Genomic DNA, 19,304 nt, shown 5'->3' on the forward strand with positions numbered 1-19,304 from the left:
CTCTTTAAAAATGACGAAGCTTGCGCTTCATTCAAAAATTGTAAAACTTATTTTTGCCTCATCGTTCAGTTTTCAAAGTTCGTCTGTCGTTCTTGGCGACTTAAATATCTTAACAAGCTATTAACGAGAAGTCAATATCTTTTTTAGATTTTTAAAACCGCTCTCGGCGACGTCTATTAATATATCAATAAAACTTTAAATGCACAATAACTTTTTCAGAAAAACTTTAAATTATTTTTCAGTCTCTGCGTTTTTTGTAGGAAATGATGAACGCGTTTCTAGTTCCTTCATTATATAGAGAAAAAAGTGACCGTTGAATGGACCTAACCATTCGGCATATAAAAAGGCGAGATGGAATATCTCGCCTTACGATCTTAAATTCGAAAGTGAAACTTTGCGTTGCTTCGCCTCTTTTAAATAAAAGAAGTACAATGCTTCCGCTTGTTTAACTTGCGCTGCTAATTCCCCAGTGTCTTCGATACTCACTTCAAGTATGTGACGTTTCGATTCGTACTTCGCCTTAGCATCTAACAGCTCTAACAAAAATCGTTGGTCATATCCGTCTCGGAGAGGTTTGCGAAACCATCTCATAGTTCGCGTCTACCTTCCATCGCTCTTGATAAGGTCACTTCATCCGCATATTCTAAATCGCCGCCTACAGGTAAACCGTGCGCCAGACGCGTTACACGAATCCCAGTCGGTTTTAACAGCCTGGACAAATACATTGAAGTCGCTTCCCCTTCGATATTCGGGTTAGTCGCCAAAATCACTTCACTAATCGCTTCATTCTCTTGAAGGCGCGTCAACAAACTCGATACGTTAATATCTTCAGGGCCAATCCCTTCCATTGGGCTAATCGCCCCATGCAAGACATGGTACTTCCCACGATACTCTCGCATCTTCTCCATCGCAATCACATCTCTAGAATCTTGAACAACACAGACCACCGTCTCGTCGCGATGGGAATCCGTACAAATCGCGCATGGGTCAACATCTGTAATATGCCCGCATACCGTACAATATTTAATATCACGCTTAGCGCTGACAAGAGCCTTAGCGAACGTCAGCACATCGTCTTCTTCCATATCTAATACGTGGAATGCTAGACGTATGGCAGTTTTCGGACCAATGCCCGGCAATTTGGTAAAGCTTTCAATCAAACGTCCGATCGCTTCAGGGTATTGCAACTCACATCTTTCCTTTCTTCACTTAAAAGCCTGGAAGGTTCATCCCTTGCGTAAAACGTCCCATTTTGTCATTAACGAGTTGGTCAGCTTGCTTCATCCCGTCGTTAACTGCTGCCAAAACAAGATCTTGCAACATTTCGACGTCATCTGGATCGACAGCATCTTCAGCGATGATGACATCTAGCACTTCTTTATGTCCACTGACGATAACTTTTACCATGCCGCCACCTGCCGTACCTTCAACAGTCAAGTCTTTCAATTCTTCTTGAGCTTTCGCCATATCTTTTTGCATTTTCTGCATTTGCTTCATCATATTGTTCATGTTTCCCATTCCACGCATGTAGAGCGCCTCCTTTTAAACTTCTTCAATTTCAACGACGTCACCGAAACGTTCAACGGCCTTCGAGACAAGTGGATCTTCTTCAACCACTTCCTCTTCTTTATGATCCGAACGTTCAGCTTGTTTACGAAGGATGAACTCATTCTTCAACTCAACCCAATCGGTCTCTAGTACGGCCATGATTTCTCGACGAATTCCCGTCACTTCAAACAAGGCTTGTTCAATCACGTCTCGCGTGCGACCGTTCGAGCTAACTTGCTCGTAGTGCCACGTCATCCCATCTTTAAATTGTACCAGTAAGGTGTCACTAGCACAAAGCACAGCCTCACTCTCATAGAATAGTGCAAAAATTGGACCATCCTGCGTTCGGATATTCCCCATGATATCTTCCCAGCTATCACGTATTGCGTTTAAATGCTGTCGTTCCGCTCGTTGCAATAATTGACGGATGCGTTCCTTCGGGACTCGAATTTGAGTTCGCTTGGCAACTTTAGGTTTCTCTGTTGTTGCTTCCGCTGCAGGGACTCCCGTTTTTTTGACCTCACTCAACTCGCGACTCAGTTCACGGACCTGCGCTTGAAGTTGTTTCATCTGTTCTGTCATCGTCCGCCCTTGTTCGGCGATACGAATAAACGTTAGTTCTACCAAAACTTTCGGATGATTCGATAATCGCATCTGTTGCTGACAATCATTCAACTCTTCAATCACTTGGAATAGCTCATCTGTCGACGTCGCTTCAACAAATTGTCGGAACGTCTCTGTCGGACGAGCGCGTTCGAGTAAATCGACCGCTTGAGGTGAGGCCTTTAATAGTAAGGCGTCACGATGAACGAATACGAGATCTTCAATGAATCGCTTCAAATCCTTACCTTCACGCAGCATCGTTTCCAACGTAGTCAAAATTTGATCAAGTTGCTTTTGCTGTAAGCCGTAAGCCATATCGAGCAGAGCATCATCCGTCACCGCGCCGGTCACTTCTAGCACAGCGTCTTCGGTCAAACGGCCATCGCTAAAAGCGAGCGCTTGATCGAGTAGGCTGAGTGCATCGCGCATCCCACCATCGGCAGCACGGGCAATCAGCTTGAGCGCCTCTGGATCATAGTCATAATCTTGATCGTTCAAGATATATGCCATACGTGTCTGCAATTGACCGACTTCATGCCGTTTCACATCAAAACGCTGACAACGCGAGATGATAGTTGCTGGAATTTTATGCGGTTCTGTCGTCGCCAAAATAAAGATGGCATGCGCCGGCGGTTCTTCCAACGTTTTCAATAAGGCGTTGAATGCCCCCGTAGAAAGCATGTGCACTTCATCGATAATATATACTTTAAAGCGAGCTTGAGAAGGCGGATATTTGACCTTATCCCGGATTTCTCGAATCTCGTCGACCCCGTTGTTTGAAGCCGCATCGATTTCAAACACGTCCGGGCTTGTCCCTTCCGTGATTGCAATACAAGTCGGGCACGTATTACACGGCTCTCGTGTAGGCGCCGTCTCGCAGTTGATGGCTTTCGCGATAATTTTCGCCAGACTTGTCTTCCCGGTCCCTCGTGGACCTGAGAACAAATAGGCATGTGACATTCGTTCCTCAAGCAACGCATTTTGAATCGTGCGTGTGATATGAATTTGACCGACAACCTCTTGGAACGACTGCGGACGATAAACCCGATACAACGCTTGATACGCCATGTCCCCGCCTCCTTTCTTCCTTACATTCTCTATTTCATCATACAAAAAAATCTACAACCCTGGGGCCGTAGATTGAAGTTATTAAATAAATCTGCCGCGCACCGATTTCTGAAAGCACGTCAATGTGCGTTACTCATGCAGTTTGCTCGGCCCAAGCACCCCTGCGGCACACGGTACGTCACCACTTAAGGCTGCTTCCTTCCGGACCTGACCTGGTTCATGGGTGACCGTTGCGCAGGACTCAGACGTCAACGCCACTTACACGAGGACAGGCCACACCAATGCACTCCCTCGAATCGGAATTCAGTCTCGCTATAGCGGATTGCGAGTTACAGGGCACCGCTACCTCCCCGCCTAGCACGGCAAATGGGTAAATGAAGTTAGGCACTACGTTGAGTGCTATTACATTATACTGTTTAATCAGATGGGTTGCAACCTCTCTGTTCAAGCCGCGCCTGCTTCTTCCGTTCTCTAAGGTTTCGGAAGAAGATCGTTAGCAACTCCCCACACTCTTCTGCTAAAACATTTTCAGTTACTTCAGCTTGGTGGTTGAAGCGTTCGTCTTGGACGAGGTTCATGAGCGTCCCGCAACATCCACCCTTCGGATCGTGGGCACCAAAGATGACCCGCTTCACACGAGACAGCACGATGGCCCCTGCACACATCGGACACGGCTCTAACGTGACGAACAGTTCACAATCCTCTAAACGCCAATTGCCGAGCGTCTGGTTTGCCTGCTCAATCGCAATCATCTCGGCGTGGGCCGCTGCCAACAAGTCGGTTTCCCGACGATTATGACCGACGGCAATCACCTCATCACCTTTAACGATGACGCATCCGATCGGGACTTCGCCGATTGCTTCCGCCTTCTTTGCTTCTTCAATGGCAAGCCTCATAAATCGTTCATCTCGTTCCATATACACACTCCGTTTCTAATCACTTATTATGAAAAAAAATGAAAATCATTTCGCTCGCCCTATCCACTTCATTGTATGCTAGAATGGAACTTGCACTTTGGATAATGGAGGATGACATCATATGTTTATAACGGTAGAGGGACCGATTGGTGTCGGGAAAACGTCACTGGCCCATATCATCAGTCAGCACTTTTCAATGCAGATGCTGAATGAAATTGTAGAAGAGAATCCGTTTCTCGGCAAGTTTTATGAAGATATCGACGAATGGAGCTTCCAAACGGAGATGTTCTTCCTTTGCAATCGCTTCAAGCAATTAGACGATATCCACAAACACCACTTGAGTCAACAGCAATCCGTCGTTTCTGACTATCATATTTTCAAGAACTTAATTTTCGCTCACCGTTCCCTGAGACCAGCTCATTTGAACAAATATGAGCAAATCTATAAGATTTTGACACACGATATGCCGAAACCTGATGTCGTCATCTACTTACACGCCAGCATCGAGACGTTAATGAAACGTGTCGCCTTGCGTGGACGTGAAGTAGAAGAGAACATGTCTCGCGATTACCTCGAACAGCTCGCTCATGATTATGAAACGTTTATCGAATCATACCGCGCGACGCATCCCGAAGTGACGATTCTTTCGTTTAGCGGAGATGAGCTCGACTTCGTCCAAAATCCGGATGATTTGACGCACGTCCTCTCGACGATCGAACGTGAATTAGAATTGACTAAAGGAGCAAAAATCAAATGACGCTGAATGAAAAATATAACATTCCGAACGATACGATCATCACGATCGGTGGAATGGTCGGAATCGGTAAATCAACGATCACGAACTCACTTGCCGATGCCCTCAACTTCCGCACTTCACTTGAGAAAGTAGACACGAACCCTTATCTCGATAAATTTTATCATGATTTTGAGCGTTGGAGTTTCCACCTTCAAATCTATTTCTTGGCTGAACGGTTCAAAGAACAGAAGAAAATCTTCCAATACGGCGGCGGCTTTATCCAAGACCGCTCGATTTACGAAGATACTGGCATCTTTGCCAAGATGCACTATGAGAAAGGGACGATGTCTCCAACCGACTACGAGACGTACTCAAGTTTGTTTGAAGCGATGGTACTGACACCATTCTTCCCACACCCTGACCTTCTCATTTATCTTGAAGGCTCATTCGAGCAAGTACTCGACCGCATTCAAATGCGCGGGCGCGAGATGGAACAACAAACACCGATCACATATTGGGAAGAGATGTACGCTCGTTATACGGAGTGGATCAACAACTTCAACCTTTGCCCTGTACTTCGTCTCTCAATCGAAGAGTATGACTTGATCAATGACCCTAACTCGGTTGAACTCATCTTGGAGAAAATCGAGAAACAATTGACGATCGCTCGCGAAGCGAAAGTCAGATAAGTAAAGAAGGTGCACCGCTCGCTTGAGCGGTGCACCTTCTTTTTATGTGTGGGCGATATGAGGTTTCCGGTACGTCGGCGTCTTCCGAGCTTTTCGGAAACCGTCGATGGAATCAAACACTGCTGCCAAAATCGTGATGGCGACGACCAATCCAAATACCCAATCGAACGAGAGCACGCCGTTCGGAACGTTCGTCTCGATCCAGTTCAAAAATCGCGGGTCGAGTAACTGTGGGGAACTGGCCATCCAGATGATGAACGTTGCCGAGGCAATATTGTAGATCAAATTAAACGAAGCGAGCGCATACGTCCAATGTCCGTTCATCCATTTCCATACCCCAAGTACGACTTGAAGCAAGATGACGGTCACAAATAACCAAATCACATCCATCAGGAACGTTTGATTGAAGATGGGGGTGATCATCGTGAACCCCGCGTTCGTAGATTCATAAATCCCTAGTAACTGTTCGGCGTTAATATACACGCCAAACCACACAGCTGTCCAAAACAACCCAAACCCTGCGTCAAATTTACTGATTCGACCGCCCTTCACCCGTTCTTTCAGCTTGGACACATCCCATTTCATATCTGGCGCCGGTACATCATCAGGTGCATAGCGCTCAATCAAAAAGAAGACGAGCGTAATCCAAAACACGAGCTGAATCCCGACCTCCCATAGCGCATCGAACATGTTCGTCAAAAATGTGCCGATCGTCGGCATAAGCGGTCCTGAGAACGTCGGCATGCTAGACAACACGAGACCGAAGAAAACGACAGCTAAGACGATTGGAACGACAAGTTTAATTACGGTCACATACATTGGGAAAAAGCGTGGTCCGATGACATACTGTCCTTCCTTATAACGTGCGGCAACGACGGTTGGATGCCCAATCTCTTCTAACACTCGTTTCACGTCCGCCTCAGTCGGATGTTCGGGCAATGCCAGCTCAATCGATTGCCGAATCGAGGTAGCCGCCTCCTCGCGCCGTTTCGGAGGAACATGCCGTACGACCTCATCGATATACATCTCAATCCAATCCATGACGCTCATCTCCTTCCTTACGCGCCACTATAGTCTACTCTATGTAGATTCCCGGTTTACGCGCGGCTTAGCCAGATTTCGTCGGATTGCCACAAACAAAAAAAGCCGCAGACCGGAGTCTACGACCATAAAAAAACGCATCTGCCCATGCAGATGCCAAAACAAGCGGAGTTGGTGGGATTCGAACCCACGCGAGCCTTACGACTCCTAACGGATTTCGAGTCCGTCCCCTTCAGCCGGGCTTGGGTACAACTCCAGGCTTAAAAAAGTGTAAAAAAAAGAAAGTGGAGGAGGTGGTGGGATTCGAACCCACGCAGGCTATTACACCCCTGACGGTTTTCAAGACCGTTCCCTTAAACCACTTGGGTACACCTCCAAAAAAAATATGAAATTGTTGAGCCTCCAAAAATAAAAATGGAGGAGGTGGTGGGATTCGAACCCACGCAGGCTATTACACCCCTGACGGTTTTCAAGACCGTTCCCTTAAACCACTTGGGTACACCTCCAAAGCTCATATACAATTGGTGAGCAATCATCTCGCTCGACATGATTTATAGTATCAACTTGGCAAGCAGATGTCAAACCCTTTTGTGCAAAAACATTAAAAAAAACCAAAAAAATCCCGCCTGAATGATCCGTTTCAGACGGGTTGGTTTGTTCATTAGTGAGGCATTTCAATTTTCTCGATACCGCCCATATATGGACGTAGCACTTCTGGAATGACGACTGAACCGTCAGCCTGTTGGAAGTTCTCTAAAATCGCAGCGACGGTCCGCCCGACAGCGAGACCAGATCCGTTAAGCGTGTGGACGAATTCCGGCTTCGCGTTCGCTTCGCGACGGAAACGGATTCCGGCCCGGCGCGCTTGGAAGTCTTCAAAGTTCGAGCAAGATGAAATCTCGCGATACATCCCTTGCGCCGGCATCCATACTTCGATGTCATATTTCTTCGCAGCCGTGAAGCCGAGATCGGCCGTACACATGCTGAGCACTTGATATGGGAGACCGAGACGCTTAAGCACTTCTTCAGCGTGGCCCGTCAAGAGCTCGAGTTGTTCATAAGACTCTTCAGGTTTCACGAACCGGACGAGCTCGACTTTGTTGAACTGATGCTGACGAATGAGCCCACGCGTGTCGCGACCAGCTGATCCCGCTTCTGAACGGAAACAAGCGCTATACGCCGTATACGTGATTGGAAGTTGGTCTTCCGTGATGATCTCGTCACGGTGCATGTTCGTTACCGGAACTTCTGCCGTCGGTACGAGGAAATAGTTCGTATCCGCCACTTTGAATGCGTCTTCCTCAAATTTAGGAAGTTGTCCCGTCCCGGTCATCGCGTCGCGGTTGACCATATAAGGAGGGAGCACCTCAGAATAGCCATGTTCATCGGCATGCATATCCATCATGAAGTTGATGAGGGCACGTTCGAGACGGGCGCCGAGACCTTTATAAAAGACAAACCGGCTGCCTGTCACTTTACCCGCTCGTTCCACATCGACAATTTTTAAATCTTCCATGACGTCCCAATGTTGTTTGAGTTCGAATTCGAACGTCGGTTTTGTTCCGACTTCACGGATGGTGACGTTATCGTCTTCCGTTTCTCCAATCGGCGTTGATTCGTGCGGGATGTTCGGGATACTGAGGAGAATCAAGTTCAATTCGGCCTCGACTTCACGCAACTCTTCATCGAGCAATTTGATTTCGTCCCCGAGGCGACGTGTCTCGAGAATCGGTCCATCCGCATCTTGTTTGTTGCGTTTCAATTCCGCAATTTGTTTTGTCGCTTCATTTCGTTTCGCTTTCTTCACTTCAACCTCATTGATCAAGTTGCGGCGTTTCTCTTCTAACTCCGGGAAACGATCAAGCGCACTCAAGTCTTCTCCTCGATAAGCAAGCTTCGTTTTAATCTCTTCAAAATCTGTTCGTAATCGTTTAATGTCTAACATTCATTATTCCTCCTTTTTCACATAAAAAAGGTGGCACGCCCCTTTCCCGTAGGAAAGGGACGAACCACCTTGGATCCGCGTTGCCACCCTCGTTGCCCGAAATCGGGCCACTCGATGCACGTAACGTGTGCGTAACGTGACTTGTTTCCAAGCCAATGCTCCGAGGCCGATTCGGTTACATCATCCCACTAGTTTGCACCAACCACTAGCTCTCTGTCAGTAGATGACCGTAACGTACTTTTCCCCATCATTGCATCTGTCATTGAATTAGTTTTACTTTACAACATCTCAACTCTATCGACAAGACTCAGTTTTCCGAGCACGAGTCGAATCTCATCTAAAAAGTCGGAGAAGGCACGCGTCATACGTGTCAAAAACGACGCCATCTCGACCGGTTCGGCCGCAACGAGCGTTCCTTTCGGTGGTTGTTCTCCGTCGAGATACCGAACGCTTCCAGCAGGCTCGATTGTGACGGTCCCGACCTGTTGATCGGCCGCAATCGGTGCTTTCGTATGGGGAAGGTCATACGTCGGTTCGGGAACAGCCTGCCCTTTCTCCACGAGCACTTCAAAGGCTGATGTGGTACGCACTTTCGCCGACTCGACCGCACCTTCGGCAACATGGAGCGTCGCCGGGACGATTTCACCGGTCCGTAAAATCGGAGTCAGGACGAAATCGCCATAGGCATAGTCATGAAGGGCCTTTGTGGCGGTATAGCGGCCTTGATCGGTCTTCGCTCCGAGAACGACCGACAGCACGGTCCGTCCGTCTCGCGTCGACACGCCGATAAAGCAGTATCCGGCTTCATCGGTCGTACCGGTTTTAAAACCGAGCATCCCCGGGTATGCCAAATCACGACCGGCGAGCATCCGATTCGTCGCTTCGAAGCGGATCCCGTCGATGTCGACATACGCTTGTTTCGTCACATCGAGCACTTCCGGGAACTTCGTCAAATACGCCAAAGCGAGCATCATCAAGTCATTGGCTGAGGTCAGGTTCTCCCCGGGCCGCCCCGCTGACACCGAGTCAAGTCCCGATGCATTGGCGAACGTCGTTTGGGTCATGCCGAGCTCGGTCGCCCGCTCGTTCATTTTCTTTACAAACACGCCTTCCGAACCAGAGACGGCCTCGGCCAATGTGACCGCTGCCTCGTTCGCGGAACGAATCAACGCCACATCGTATAGCTCTTTCACCGTATACGGTTTATTGACGAGCGGAATTCGCGCCAGTCCCGGTTTTCGAGTCAGCGCCAACGCCTTGTCGCTCGGGGTCACTTCCTGGTTCCAACTGAGGTCACCCGCTTCGATAGCTTCTCGGACTAAAAATGCGGTCATCAGCTTCGTGATTGATGCCGGAGGAAGCATGGCGTCCTCTTCTTGTGAGAACAGGATTTGTCCCGTCGTCATGTCCACAAGCATCACGCCGGTCGCATCAACTTTAGGTGCCGCCGATGCATCCGTCGGCACGATCATATTTAAAAGGATTGCCCAAACGAGCATCCATCCGATCCATCTTTGTCTCACGGTCTTGCCCCTTTCTATACGTATCTCGTTACAGTGTAGCAAAAAAACACATGAAAAAGGCTCCCTATTTGCTAGGGAACCTTTCAATCAGACGAGTTGTCGCTTCGTCGCTTCAACCATGTCCAAGAAATAGCGGTGCATCGACAAGTCGTCCGTCAATTCCGGGTGGAACGAGCAGGCCATATACTTGTCATACCGAACCGCGACAATCGCTTCCTCGACCTCGGCGAGCACCTCGACGCTCGCTTCGACCGATGCGACTTGCGGCGCTCGAATGAACACTGCTTCGACAGTGTCGTCGATTCCATTGACAGTCAAATCGACTTCAAAGCTATCAACTTGTCGTCCGAACGCATTTCGTTTGACCGTCATTGGGATTTTACGCAAGTGCGCATCATATCCTTCGACTTCGGTCGCGAGCAAAATCAAACCAGCGCACGTTCCAAACATCGGCAACTCCGCATTCTCACGTAACGGCTCGAGCAACTCGTACCGATCGAGTAAGCGACGCATCGCTGTGCTCTCCCCACCCGGCAAGACGAGTCCATCGATTCGATTCAAGTCATCGACCGAGCGGACGACGAGCGTATTCGCACCAAGTGCTTCGAGCATGTGAACGTGTTCGCGAATCGCACCTTGCATTCCGAGTACACCAATCGTGGTCATCTTACCAACCTCGCGGTGCCATGAGTTCTTCTTGTTTGAGCGTGCGGACGTCGAGCCCTTTCATCGCTTCGCCGAGTCCTTTCGACAAGTGTGCGATGCGCTCATAGTCATCATGGTATGTCGTCGCTTCAACGATGGCACGGGCAAATTTCTCAGGGTTCTCCGCTTTAAAGATTCCTGATCCGACAAAGACGCCGTCCGCTCCGAGGTGCATCATGAGTGCCGCATCAGCTGGTGTCGCAATTCCGCCTGCTGCGAAGTTGACGACCGGGAGGCGCCCTGCTTCACGGATTTGCATGAGTACTTCAAACGGGGCACCCAGGTCACGCGCTTCCGTCATCACTTCATCGATGCTCATCGAGAGCAAGCGTTTCACTTGGGCTTGAACGGTACGCATGTGACGAACCGCTTCGACGATGTTGCCGGTTCCCGGCTCACCTTTCGTCCGGATCATCGCTGCACCTTCCCCGATGCGGCGTGATGCTTCACCGAGGTCGCGAGCGCCACAGACGAACGGTGCTTTGTAGTCCCGTTTGTAGAGATGGCATTCTTCGTCAGCAGGTGTCAATACTTCACTCTCGTCAATGAAATCAACCCCCATTGATTCAAGGACACGTGCTTCAGCGATGTGACCGATCCGGCACTTCGCCATGACCGGTACCGATACCGCACCCATGACGTCTTCGATGATTGTCGGGTCGGCCATCCGCGCGACGCCACCCATTTTACGAATATCCGAAGGTACGCGCTCGAGTGCCATGACGGCAACTGCACCTGCCGCTTCAGCAATTTTGGCTTGCTCCGCGTTGATGACGTCCATAATGACGCCACCTTTTTGCATCTCGGCCATACCGCGTTTTACTTTGTCTGTCCCTACTTGTCTCTTTTCCAAGTGAATCCCCTCCAATAAGCTAGTCTACTTGCAAGTATAAATTGATTTGACTATATTGAAAGTGCCAGTTTTATATTTTTTGAAGTGGTCAGTTTAAACAAAGGACTTCATTTCCTGATTCTCGAATGTTGTAAAGATTAAAGGAGATGATGGAATGGATCAATGGAACAGTCGTGACGAAGCGCATGAGCGCAGTTTTTTTGGAAAAACGGGAATGGTCTCGCTCCTCTTCGTCATCGGATTCGTACTTTATCTTTTCTTTGGCTGACTAGAAAGGACACACCATGGATATGCTCACGTTCTCACTCGAGGCTGACTCGAGCGTCCCGTTGTATGAACAACTCTATTTGCACATTCGACAAGCCATCGTCGATGACACCCTCACCACCGGGACAAAACTTCCGTCCAAACGTAAGTTAGGCGAGTTTTTAGATGTATCACAAACGACAGTCGAACTGGCTTATGCTCAGCTGCTCGCGGAAGGATACATCGAGTCGTTGCCACGCAAAGGCTTCTACGTGTTACCGCAAGAAGAACTGTACGTCCGGCGCGGCAGTAGCGTCATCGAACCGCTCCCGGTGAAAAAAACATATGACTTCGACTTATATCCGAGTCAAATCGATACGACCGCCTTCCCGTTCGAACGTTGGCGCCGGCACTTAAAACAAGTCGTCTCGGAAGAACATCACGATTTGCTGTCACTTGGCTCTGTACAAGGCGATTTCGTCCTTCGTCAAGAGATTGCGACCTATCTCTATCATTCGCGCGGCGTGCATTGTTCTCCCGAACAAATCGTGGTCGGATCAGGAACCGAGCAACTGTTGCCGCAGTTGTTAGAACTGCTGCCGGATACGACGACGTTCGGCATCGAGGACCCCGGTTATCCGCTGACTCGGCAACTGTTTGCTCACCAGCGCCGGACGTTCATCCCGATTCCTATCGATGAGAGCGGCGTCCGTGTCGACTTGGTGGAGCAAGCAGCCATCGATGCCCTTTATGTGACACCGGCCCATCAATTCCCGACCGGAACGATTTTATCGGTCAGCCGGCGCCAACGTCTGCTCAACTGGGCCTCAGAGCGACAGACGTATGTGATCGAAGATGATTACGATAGTGAGTTCCGTTATAGCGGTAAACCGATCCCCTCTTTGCAAAGCATGGACCAAAACGAGCGGGTCATCTACTTGAGCACATTCTCTAAATCATTGATGCCGTCCTTGCGCATCGGGTATATGGTGCTCCCCCCTCCGCTGTTGAATCGCTACCGGGAACGTTATCGTCACTTCACATGCAGCGTGCCCCGCTTCGAGCAACACACGTTGGCCGAATTTATGGCGACCGGTGATTTTGAGAAACATCTGAACCGGATGCGGAAGACGTATCGCCGGAAACTTGAAATCATCATCGCCGCTTTCAAACCGTATGAACCGATCGTCTCCATCACAGGGGCGAGCGCAGGCCTTCATGTTGTGCTATCTGTCCAAACGACAAAGTCGAGCGAAGAATTAAAACGTCTGGCCGAAGCCGCGAGTATTCGAATCAATGCGATGACCGATTATCGCATCAACTCAAGCGATACGGTCCCACAGCTTTTATTCGGGTTTGCCGCCTTATCTGAAGAAGTATTACCCGCTGCCGTCAGTGCACTCATGTCGTGTTGGAACATTGAGAAAGGAAGAGATGGATGAAACGGTCACGCTATTTCGTCGGTGGTCTCCTCTTATTAATCGGTACACTCCTGTTATCCGAATCGTGGTGGAAAGATCAACTCGCGACGTGGAACAGTCAACAAGTGACCGCCGAGATTCAACCGAAACAGCCCGAAACCGGCGAATTTGAGTTTTCAAACGTCGAGCCATTATCTTGGGAACAACTATTGACTGTGCGCAATCGGTTTCACGAATTACCGACCCTGGGTCTCATTTCCATTCCAGATGTTAACCTCGAACTGCCCATTTTATATGGCCTCGATAACGAGAACTTGGCTGTCGGTGCCGGAACGATGGATCCGTCCCAGCACATGGGGACCGGAAACTACGCACTTGCCGGCCACTATACGCAAAGCCCGACCGCACTGTTCGGGCCACTCCATACCCTCGACATCGGCATGTCTATCTATGTAACCGACATGAAGCACACGTTCCAGTACGAAGTTACTTCCCTAGAGACTGTCCCCCCGACACAAGTTGATGTACTCGAACCAACAACTGAACCGACGATTACGCTCGTCACGTGTACGTTCGATGCGACGGAACGGTTGATTGTGAAAGGACGCTTCGTGAAGCAAACGCCTCTCTAACCGATAGGCGTTTTTATTATTTTTCAAAAAACATATTGTGAGCGCTTACATATTCAGCTAAACTATTACTGAAACCGTTTGCACAATTTTGACAATTCGTTGCCCTGTAGACGACACATTCCATGAAAGAGGTGCTTTATGAAGAAGAAAGCGGCACGACAGACGACCACGTTACTTTTATCATCCGTTCTCCTCATCCAAGCCGGCGTCCCGATGAACGCATTGGCTGAACCTGCCACAATCTCGATTGATGGCTTAAAAACGGATTGGGCGAACACGCCAGCGCTCGCCACATCCCCACAGGCGGGTTGGCAAGGATTCGATTTAGGAGACGTCTATCTGCAGAACGATGCACGTAACCTTTACTTTTATGTGGATGCGAACAACGTCCCGAACTGGGGCGACAATGGTCAGTACATAAATATCGCCCTCCAAATCAATGAACAAGATTCAGGCGTAGCGACAAACCCGCTTGGCTATCCGTTCAACTTTAGCCAAACCGATAAAAAACCACAGTATCATATTTTACTTCGCGTCGATGGCGACACGTCAGTAAAAGAAGCTGCTCTGTATGAAGCAGGTAAATCCACACCACTCGCAAACTTAAGCAACTTGAACGGCGCCTCGTTTGCTATTGACCGCACGAAAGGATTTGAAGGCAAAATCCCATTGTCCCTGCTTGGCCTAAGCAACGAGGATACCGTTCGGGTCCTCACGGTACTCAGTGGGAATAACGCTACCGAGCATGGTGCGTTCGACACGATTCCAAGTAATTCGGCCAACAAAGTCGCCGATAGTTGGAACGTTTCGGCTACTCCGTCGACACAATCGGTATATAGCCCAGCCTTCACGTTAAGCGGTGTCGAGACGGTCAGTCAACTCGAAGTGACAGCAGTCACACCGGCCAATCAATCGGAACAAGTGGACATCAAATCCCCAATCACTTGGACGTTCAATGAGCCTGTGTCGTTAGACGCTTCGAACATCAGCTTGATGAATGGCGAGACAGCTGTACCGTTCACGGCTGAAGCGAGCGGATCGACAGTGACCGTCACACCGACCGAAGCACTCGGCTTGAATCAAACATATACCGCGACCCTTCCCGCGGACGCTGTGAAAGGAAATCTGTCGAACACGACGTTACCGGCATTGACGACGTCATTTAAAACCATCACTGAAATCGCCGATCCATGGAAAACACAACGCTACATCGAGATGTTGTACGTCCGGGCCGACAACGATTATACCGATTGGAATTTATGGACGTGGAGTACTGGTGCCAAAGATGGCCAAGTAGATCCATACAAAATCACTGAAGAAGGTGCCGTCTTCCGTATCCCGGTCGGAAAAGATGCGACCAACGTAGGCTTTGTCATCCGCAAAGGCACTGATTGGGCTGTGAAGGATGGTTACGGGGAAGACCGTTATGTGAAACTCGGCAATGATCGAGTCACAAAGGTCGTCGTCGAGAGCGGAAAAGGAACGTTCCACCAAGTACCGACGATTCAAGGGCCCGTGTTTGAAGATGGTGCCGTCACGTTCTTCTACCGTGACAAAGCATTGTATGAAGAAGGACAACTCGATGAAATCGACAGCGTCGCGTTAAAAGTCAATGGCACGACATACCCGATGACTTACGAAGCGAAGAACGAATGGTTCCGTCATACGGTAAAATTGCCGGAAGGGGAGCATGATTATACATTCCTTGTCACGAAAGACGGTGTCACGACTGAAGTGAAAGACCCTTACTTTGAGGCGTCGAGGGTTGAATATCGTCGTCCCAACGTCAAATTGACCGCTTCTGTTGCTCCAAAAGCGATTAGTTCTCGAGAAAACGCGGTCGTCCAGGTGAAACCGACGTTGCCAAAAGGTGTCCAATTACGAGAAATGTACATCGATGCCCGTCCACTCGGTGGACCAGCCAAGCTAGCGGTAGACCCGGCACTGAACAAACAGACGATTGCAGTGAAAGATACTGTCAAACCAGGCAATAAGTATTTGACGATTACGGCGATCGACCAATACGGAAACGTTCATAAGACGAAAACATCGTTGACGGTCCGCCCGGTCTCGATGAAGGACAAGCAAGAGTTCGATTGGGATGAGGCACGGATTTACTTCATGCTGACCGATCGCTTCTATGACGGGGATAAAACGAATAATAACCCGAATGGTGAATACTACGACCAAGACCATCTTGAGTCGTATCACGGCGGCGACTTTGCCGGCGTCACGAAAAAACTCGACTATTTGGACAAGTTAGGTATCAATACAATTTGGATCACACCGATCGTCGACAACATTGATTGGGATCTTCGTTACGGTAAAGACGGCTCACAGTACGGCTACCACGGCTATTGGGCGAAAAACTTCGAAAAACTCGATGAGCATCTTGGGGATATGAAGGCGTTCCATCGTCTCATCGACGAAGCAAACGCACGAGGCATCAAGATTATGGTCGACGTCGTCCTGAACCACCCTGGCTACGGCATGGAACCAGGAGCTGTGGACACGGGTGCGACAAACTTCCCGACAAATCAGGAACGTAAAGCGTTCGAGGGGATGATTCGTTCGAACCCGGTCGATGGGGATGATTTAAAAATGTCACTCTCTGGGCTGCCAGACTTTAAAACAGAGGAAGCAGCTGTTCGTGAACAACTCGTCAAATGGCAGACAGATTGGGTTAAACGCTCGAAGACGAAAAAAGGTAACACTATCGACTACTTCCGCGTTGATACAGTCAAACACGTCGATTCGACAACATGGAAGTCGTTCAAAAACGAGTTAACGGCACTTAAACCAGACTTCAAGATGATTGGAGAACATTACGGCGCGAGTGTAAACAACACGGGCGGTTACTTACAGAGCGGCCAAATGGATTCGCTACTCGACTTTGACTTCAAATATCAAGCTGAGCGGTTCATCAATGGGAATATTGATGACGTTGAGAGTGCGCTCCAATACCGCAACACACAACTCTCGAATGAAGCGACGCTCGGACAGTTCCTCAGTAGTCATGACGAAGACGGTTTCCTCGTATCACGTGCCGGAGGAGATGAAGGAAAACACATGGTCGCCGCTTCGCTTCAAATGACGGCGAAAGGTCAACCTGTCATCTACTATGGTGAAGAGGTCGGTCAGTCAGGAAAACATGCCTTGGATATGGATAAAGGCGAGTTCAATGAAAACCGTTATGACTTCGACTGGAAGCGAGTCAAAGGAGAAGGCAAAGCGATGCACACGCACTACCAGAAGCTTCTCAATATTCGTGCTGACTATTCGAAAGTATTTAGCAAAGGAACACGGGCCGTTATCTCGGGTGGGTCTGCGAAGGGATATTCTGTCTTTGAACGAAAACACGGCAAGGACTCGATCCTTGTTGCCTTGAATACGACAGAGGCGAAGCGGACGATTACGTTCCAAACGAACCTTAAGTATAAGACGAAACTTGTCGATCGCTATAGTGGTCGAAACTATGTGGTCAAACGAGATGGCAAAGTCACGGTCAGCTTGCCTGCGCAAGATGATGGCGGTACAGTCATTCTTGTCAACAAAGCTAAAAAATAATAATAAAAAGCCGTTGCCTCTGAATCGAGACAACGGTTTTTCGTTTAACGTGAGTAGTTTGGAGCTTCTTTAGTGATATGAACATCATGTGGGTGGCTTTCTTGCAAGCCAGCCCCTGTCATGCGGATAAACTGCGTATCTTCGCGTAACGCCCGAATGTCAGCTGCCCCACAATAACCCATTCCTGAGCGAAGGCCACCGATGAGTTGATACACCGTATCTGCCAACTCGCCACGATAAGCGACACGACCTTCAATACCTTCCGGCACGAATTTCTTGTCCGCTTCTTGGAAGTAGCGATCTTGGCTTCCACGTTTCATCGAGGCTTCAGAACCCATTCCACGGTATGTTTTGAACTGACGTCCTTGATAGATTTCCATCTCACCTGGACTCTCTTTCACACCAGCGAGAAGACTACCGAGCATGACCGCATGACCACCAGCCGCAATTGCTTTCACGATATCACCTGAATACTTGATTCCACCATCGGCAATGACTGTGACACCATGTTCTCTAGCTTCTGTGACACAATCGTATACCGCTGTGATTTGTGGAACGCCGACACCTGCTACGACTCGTGTCGTACAGATTGACCCTGGGCCAATCCCGACTTTGATGACCGATGCACCGGCTTCAATCAAAGCCCGTGTTGCTTCGGCTGTCGCGACATTCCCTGCAATAATCGGGAGTGTCGGGAACATGTCACGTAACTCTTTTACTTTCTCAATGACGCCGGCTGAATGCCCGTGAGCTGTGTCTACCACTAAAGCATCGACACCAGCATCGACAAGGATTTGAGCACGCGATGCGGCATCTTTCGTGACACCGACGGCGGCTGCAACGAGTAAGCGACCTTGTTTGTCTTTCGCTGCGTGCGGAAACTGTTCGACTTTCTCAATATCTTTTGTCGTAATGAGACCTTTTAACACACCTGAATCATCAACGAGCGGTAATTTTTCAATCCGATGTTGATGAAGAATGCGTTCTGCTTCTTCAAGGGACGTCCCTACTTTTGCGGTGACGAGGTTTTCCGTTGTCATGACATCCGCAATCACTGTCGAGTAATCTTTAATGAAGCGAAGGTCGCGGTTTGTTAAAATACCGATCAATTTGCGTTCGGTTTCCGAATTAACGATTGGAACACCTGAGATACGGTATTTACTCATCAAGTACTCTGCATCGTACACTTGACGCTCAGGCGTCAAATAGAATGGGTTTGTGATGACGCCGTTCTCCGAGCGTTTAACGCGATCGACGTGTTCTGCCTGCATCTCCATCGACATGTTTTTATGAATGACTCCTAGACCGCCTTGGCGTGCCATAGCGATGGCCATCGGTGCTTCTGTGACCGTATCCATACCTGCACTGATGATTGGTACGTTCAACTCTAGACCTTCACAAAGTTTAGTGCTCAAACTCACATCTCTTGGCAAGACATTTGAAAAGCGCGGTACGAGTAACACGTCATCAAACGTTAATCCTTCTTTTGCAAACTTGTTTTCCCACATAAAAATCGATTGCCCCTTTCCCTATCGGACCCGAATCTTTGTTTCGAAATATTTCTGTAATGGTAACAGGTATAGAGCGAAAGTGCAATTCAATTCACGATGTTCAGAAAGTTCAGAATTGTGTTCGTTTCATTCACTTTCATCTTTTAATGTTCGGAATTAGATTGTATGTGTCGCTTACGAATAAAAAATTTAATGACAATCCACAAAAAAAGACGACCAAGCGGATGCTTGATCGTCTTTCGCGTTGGCCTGGCAACGTCCTATCCTCACAGGGGGAGACCCCCAACTACTTTCGGCGC

16 protein-coding genes, 3 tRNA genes, 1 other RNA gene and 1 other annotated feature are annotated in these 19,304 nt (G+C 48.9%); of the genes, 5 read left to right on the plus strand and 15 right to left on the minus strand.

All coding sequences use genetic code 11. The features are described from left to right. Positions 1-366 precede the first annotated feature (366 nt). The 6 genes from KNP64_RS14405 to tadA form a co-directional block, all read right to left on the minus strand. Positions 367-591, minus strand: coding sequence for a YaaL family protein (locus tag KNP64_RS14405; RefSeq protein WP_034781883.1), 225 nt, complete (start codon positions 589-591; stop codon positions 367-369). Further along, positions 588-1,187, minus strand: a complete 600-nt coding sequence (recR, locus tag KNP64_RS14410; protein WP_021065285.1) for a recombination mediator RecR — start codon at positions 1,185-1,187, stop codon at positions 588-590. Before recR ends, KNP64_RS14405 begins: the two co-directional genes overlap by 4 nt. A 22-nt stretch (positions 1,188-1,209) precedes the next feature. Then, positions 1,210-1,527: a YbaB/EbfC family nucleoid-associated protein gene (locus KNP64_RS14415; RefSeq protein WP_034781885.1), complete on the minus strand. Its 318-nt coding sequence runs from the start codon at positions 1,525-1,527 to the stop codon at positions 1,210-1,212. Between the two features lie 15 nt (positions 1,528-1,542). Further along, positions 1,543-3,219 carry a DNA polymerase III subunit gamma/tau gene (dnaX, locus tag KNP64_RS14420; protein ID WP_214794106.1) on the minus strand — a complete coding sequence of 559 codons (1,677 nt, stop codon included), beginning with the start codon at positions 3,217-3,219 and terminating at the stop codon, positions 1,543-1,545. A gap of 94 nt (positions 3,220-3,313) precedes the next feature. Continuing rightward, an RNA gene (gene ffs, locus KNP64_RS14425) (signal recognition particle sRNA large type) lies at positions 3,314-3,582 on the minus strand. A gap of 53 nt (positions 3,583-3,635) precedes the next feature. Then, entirely contained in the window at positions 3,636-4,136 is a 501-nt protein-coding gene (gene tadA / locus KNP64_RS14430; RefSeq protein ID WP_034781890.1) for a tRNA adenosine(34) deaminase TadA, read from the minus strand. A 121-nt stretch (positions 4,137-4,257) separates the two neighbouring features. Here tadA and KNP64_RS14435 point away from each other — a divergent pair, with 121 nt between their 5' ends. Both KNP64_RS14435 and KNP64_RS14440 read left to right on the plus strand, forming a co-directional pair. Next, positions 4,258-4,893: a deoxynucleoside kinase gene (locus KNP64_RS14435; protein WP_034781893.1), complete on the plus strand. Its 636-nt coding sequence runs from the start codon at positions 4,258-4,260 to the stop codon at positions 4,891-4,893. After that, a complete protein-coding gene (locus KNP64_RS14440) occupies positions 4,890-5,561 on the plus strand; it encodes a deoxynucleoside kinase (protein WP_021065290.1) in 672 nt (223 codons plus the stop codon). Before KNP64_RS14435 ends, KNP64_RS14440 begins: the two co-directional genes overlap by 4 nt. Before the next feature lie 42 nt (positions 5,562-5,603). On the opposite strand, the gene KNP64_RS14445 is transcribed toward KNP64_RS14440, so the two are convergent. From KNP64_RS14445 to pdxS, 8 genes are all read right to left on the minus strand, one after another. Next, on the minus strand, positions 5,604-6,602 hold the full coding sequence (locus KNP64_RS14445; protein WP_214794109.1) for a hypothetical protein: 999 nt from the start codon (positions 6,600-6,602) through the stop codon (positions 5,604-5,606). Between the two features lie 166 nt (positions 6,603-6,768). After that, positions 6,769-6,858 (minus strand) — tRNA-Ser (locus KNP64_RS14450). Between the two features lie 29 nt (positions 6,859-6,887). Continuing rightward, positions 6,888-6,978 (minus strand) — tRNA-Ser (locus tag KNP64_RS14455). 39 nt (positions 6,979-7,017) lie between these two features. After that, positions 7,018-7,108 (minus strand) — tRNA-Ser (locus KNP64_RS14460). A 155-nt stretch (positions 7,109-7,263) separates the two neighbouring features. Then, positions 7,264-8,547 (minus strand): serine--tRNA ligase, encoded by a 1,284-nt coding sequence (gene serS / locus KNP64_RS14465; RefSeq protein WP_034781898.1) that lies wholly within the window; start codon positions 8,545-8,547, stop codon positions 7,264-7,266. A 52-nt stretch (positions 8,548-8,599) separates the two neighbouring features. Next, positions 8,600-8,807 (minus strand) — a binding site (T-box leader). Positions 8,808-8,825: 18 nt separating this feature from the next. After that, a complete protein-coding gene (locus tag KNP64_RS14470) occupies positions 8,826-10,070 on the minus strand; it encodes a D-alanyl-D-alanine carboxypeptidase family protein (RefSeq protein ID WP_371815367.1) in 1,245 nt (414 codons plus the stop codon). Positions 10,071-10,157: 87 nt separating this feature from the next. Next, on the minus strand, positions 10,158-10,736 hold the full coding sequence (gene pdxT / locus KNP64_RS14475; protein WP_214794112.1) for a pyridoxal 5'-phosphate synthase glutaminase subunit PdxT: 579 nt from the start codon (positions 10,734-10,736) through the stop codon (positions 10,158-10,160). A 1-nt stretch (position 10,737) separates the two neighbouring features. After that, positions 10,738-11,628: a pyridoxal 5'-phosphate synthase lyase subunit PdxS gene (pdxS, locus tag KNP64_RS14480; RefSeq protein WP_214794115.1), complete on the minus strand. Its 891-nt coding sequence runs from the start codon at positions 11,626-11,628 to the stop codon at positions 10,738-10,740. Between the two features lie 284 nt (positions 11,629-11,912). On the opposite strand from pdxS, the gene pdxR reads away from it, so the two are divergent. The 3 genes from pdxR to KNP64_RS14495 all read left to right on the plus strand — a co-directional run bounded on the left by pdxR (position 11,913) and on the right by KNP64_RS14495 (position 17,494). Beyond that, positions 11,913-13,316: a MocR-like pyridoxine biosynthesis transcription factor PdxR gene (gene pdxR / locus KNP64_RS14485; RefSeq protein ID WP_214794118.1), complete on the plus strand. Its 1,404-nt coding sequence runs from the start codon at positions 11,913-11,915 to the stop codon at positions 13,314-13,316. After that, entirely contained in the window at positions 13,313-13,927 is a 615-nt protein-coding gene (locus tag KNP64_RS14490) for a class A sortase (RefSeq protein WP_214794122.1), read from the plus strand. Before pdxR ends, KNP64_RS14490 begins: the two co-directional genes overlap by 4 nt. 138 nt (positions 13,928-14,065) lie before the next feature. Beyond that, positions 14,066-17,494, plus strand: coding sequence for an alpha-amylase family glycosyl hydrolase (locus KNP64_RS14495; protein ID WP_214794125.1), 3,429 nt, complete (start codon positions 14,066-14,068; stop codon positions 17,492-17,494). A gap of 44 nt (positions 17,495-17,538) precedes the next feature. Here KNP64_RS14495 and guaB read toward each other — a convergent pair whose 3' ends face one another. Beyond that, positions 17,539-19,002, minus strand: coding sequence for an IMP dehydrogenase (guaB, locus tag KNP64_RS14500; RefSeq protein WP_034781919.1), 1,464 nt, complete (start codon positions 19,000-19,002; stop codon positions 17,539-17,541). Positions 19,003-19,304: the final 302 nt, after the last annotated feature.

The sequence above is a fragment of the Exiguobacterium sp. s64 genome, assembly GCF_018618035.1.
In the GTDB taxonomy this organism is placed as follows: Bacteria; Bacillota; Bacilli; order Exiguobacteriales; family Exiguobacteriaceae; genus Exiguobacterium; species Exiguobacterium mexicanum_A.

What these genes read in the sequence shown, in the direction of transcription:
- pdxT (WP_214794112.1), bottom strand. Translation starts at nt 10,736, where the DNA reads ATGACCACGATTGGTGTACTCGGAATGCAAGGTGCGATTCGCGAACAC.
- pdxR (WP_214794118.1), top strand. Translation starts at nt 11,913, where the DNA reads ATGGATATGCTCACGTTCTCACTCGAGGCTGACTCGAGCGTCCCGTTG.
- tadA (WP_034781890.1), bottom strand. Translation starts at nt 4,136, where the DNA reads ATGGAACGAGATGAACGATTTATGAGGCTTGCCATTGAAGAAGCAAAG.
- KNP64_RS14405 (WP_034781883.1), bottom strand. Translation starts at nt 591, where the DNA reads ATGAGATGGTTTCGCAAACCTCTCCGAGACGGATATGACCAACGATTT.
- KNP64_RS14435 (WP_034781893.1), top strand. Translation starts at nt 4,258, where the DNA reads ATGTTTATAACGGTAGAGGGACCGATTGGTGTCGGGAAAACGTCACTG.
- KNP64_RS14440 (WP_021065290.1), top strand. Translation starts at nt 4,890, where the DNA reads ATGACGCTGAATGAAAAATATAACATTCCGAACGATACGATCATCACG.
- guaB (WP_034781919.1), bottom strand. Translation starts at nt 19,002, where the DNA reads ATGTGGGAAAACAAGTTTGCAAAAGAAGGATTAACGTTTGATGACGTG.
- KNP64_RS14415 (WP_034781885.1), bottom strand. Translation starts at nt 1,527, where the DNA reads ATGCGTGGAATGGGAAACATGAACAATATGATGAAGCAAATGCAGAAA.
- KNP64_RS14495 (WP_214794125.1), top strand. Translation starts at nt 14,066, where the DNA reads ATGAAGAAGAAAGCGGCACGACAGACGACCACGTTACTTTTATCATCC.
- serS (WP_034781898.1), bottom strand. Translation starts at nt 8,547, where the DNA reads ATGTTAGACATTAAACGATTACGAACAGATTTTGAAGAGATTAAAACG.
- dnaX (WP_214794106.1), bottom strand. Translation starts at nt 3,219, where the DNA reads ATGGCGTATCAAGCGTTGTATCGGGTTTATCGTCCGCAGTCGTTCCAA.
- KNP64_RS14445 (WP_214794109.1), bottom strand. Translation starts at nt 6,602, where the DNA reads ATGGATTGGATTGAGATGTATATCGATGAGGTCGTACGGCATGTTCCT.
- KNP64_RS14490 (WP_214794122.1), top strand. Translation starts at nt 13,313, where the DNA reads ATGAAACGGTCACGCTATTTCGTCGGTGGTCTCCTCTTATTAATCGGT.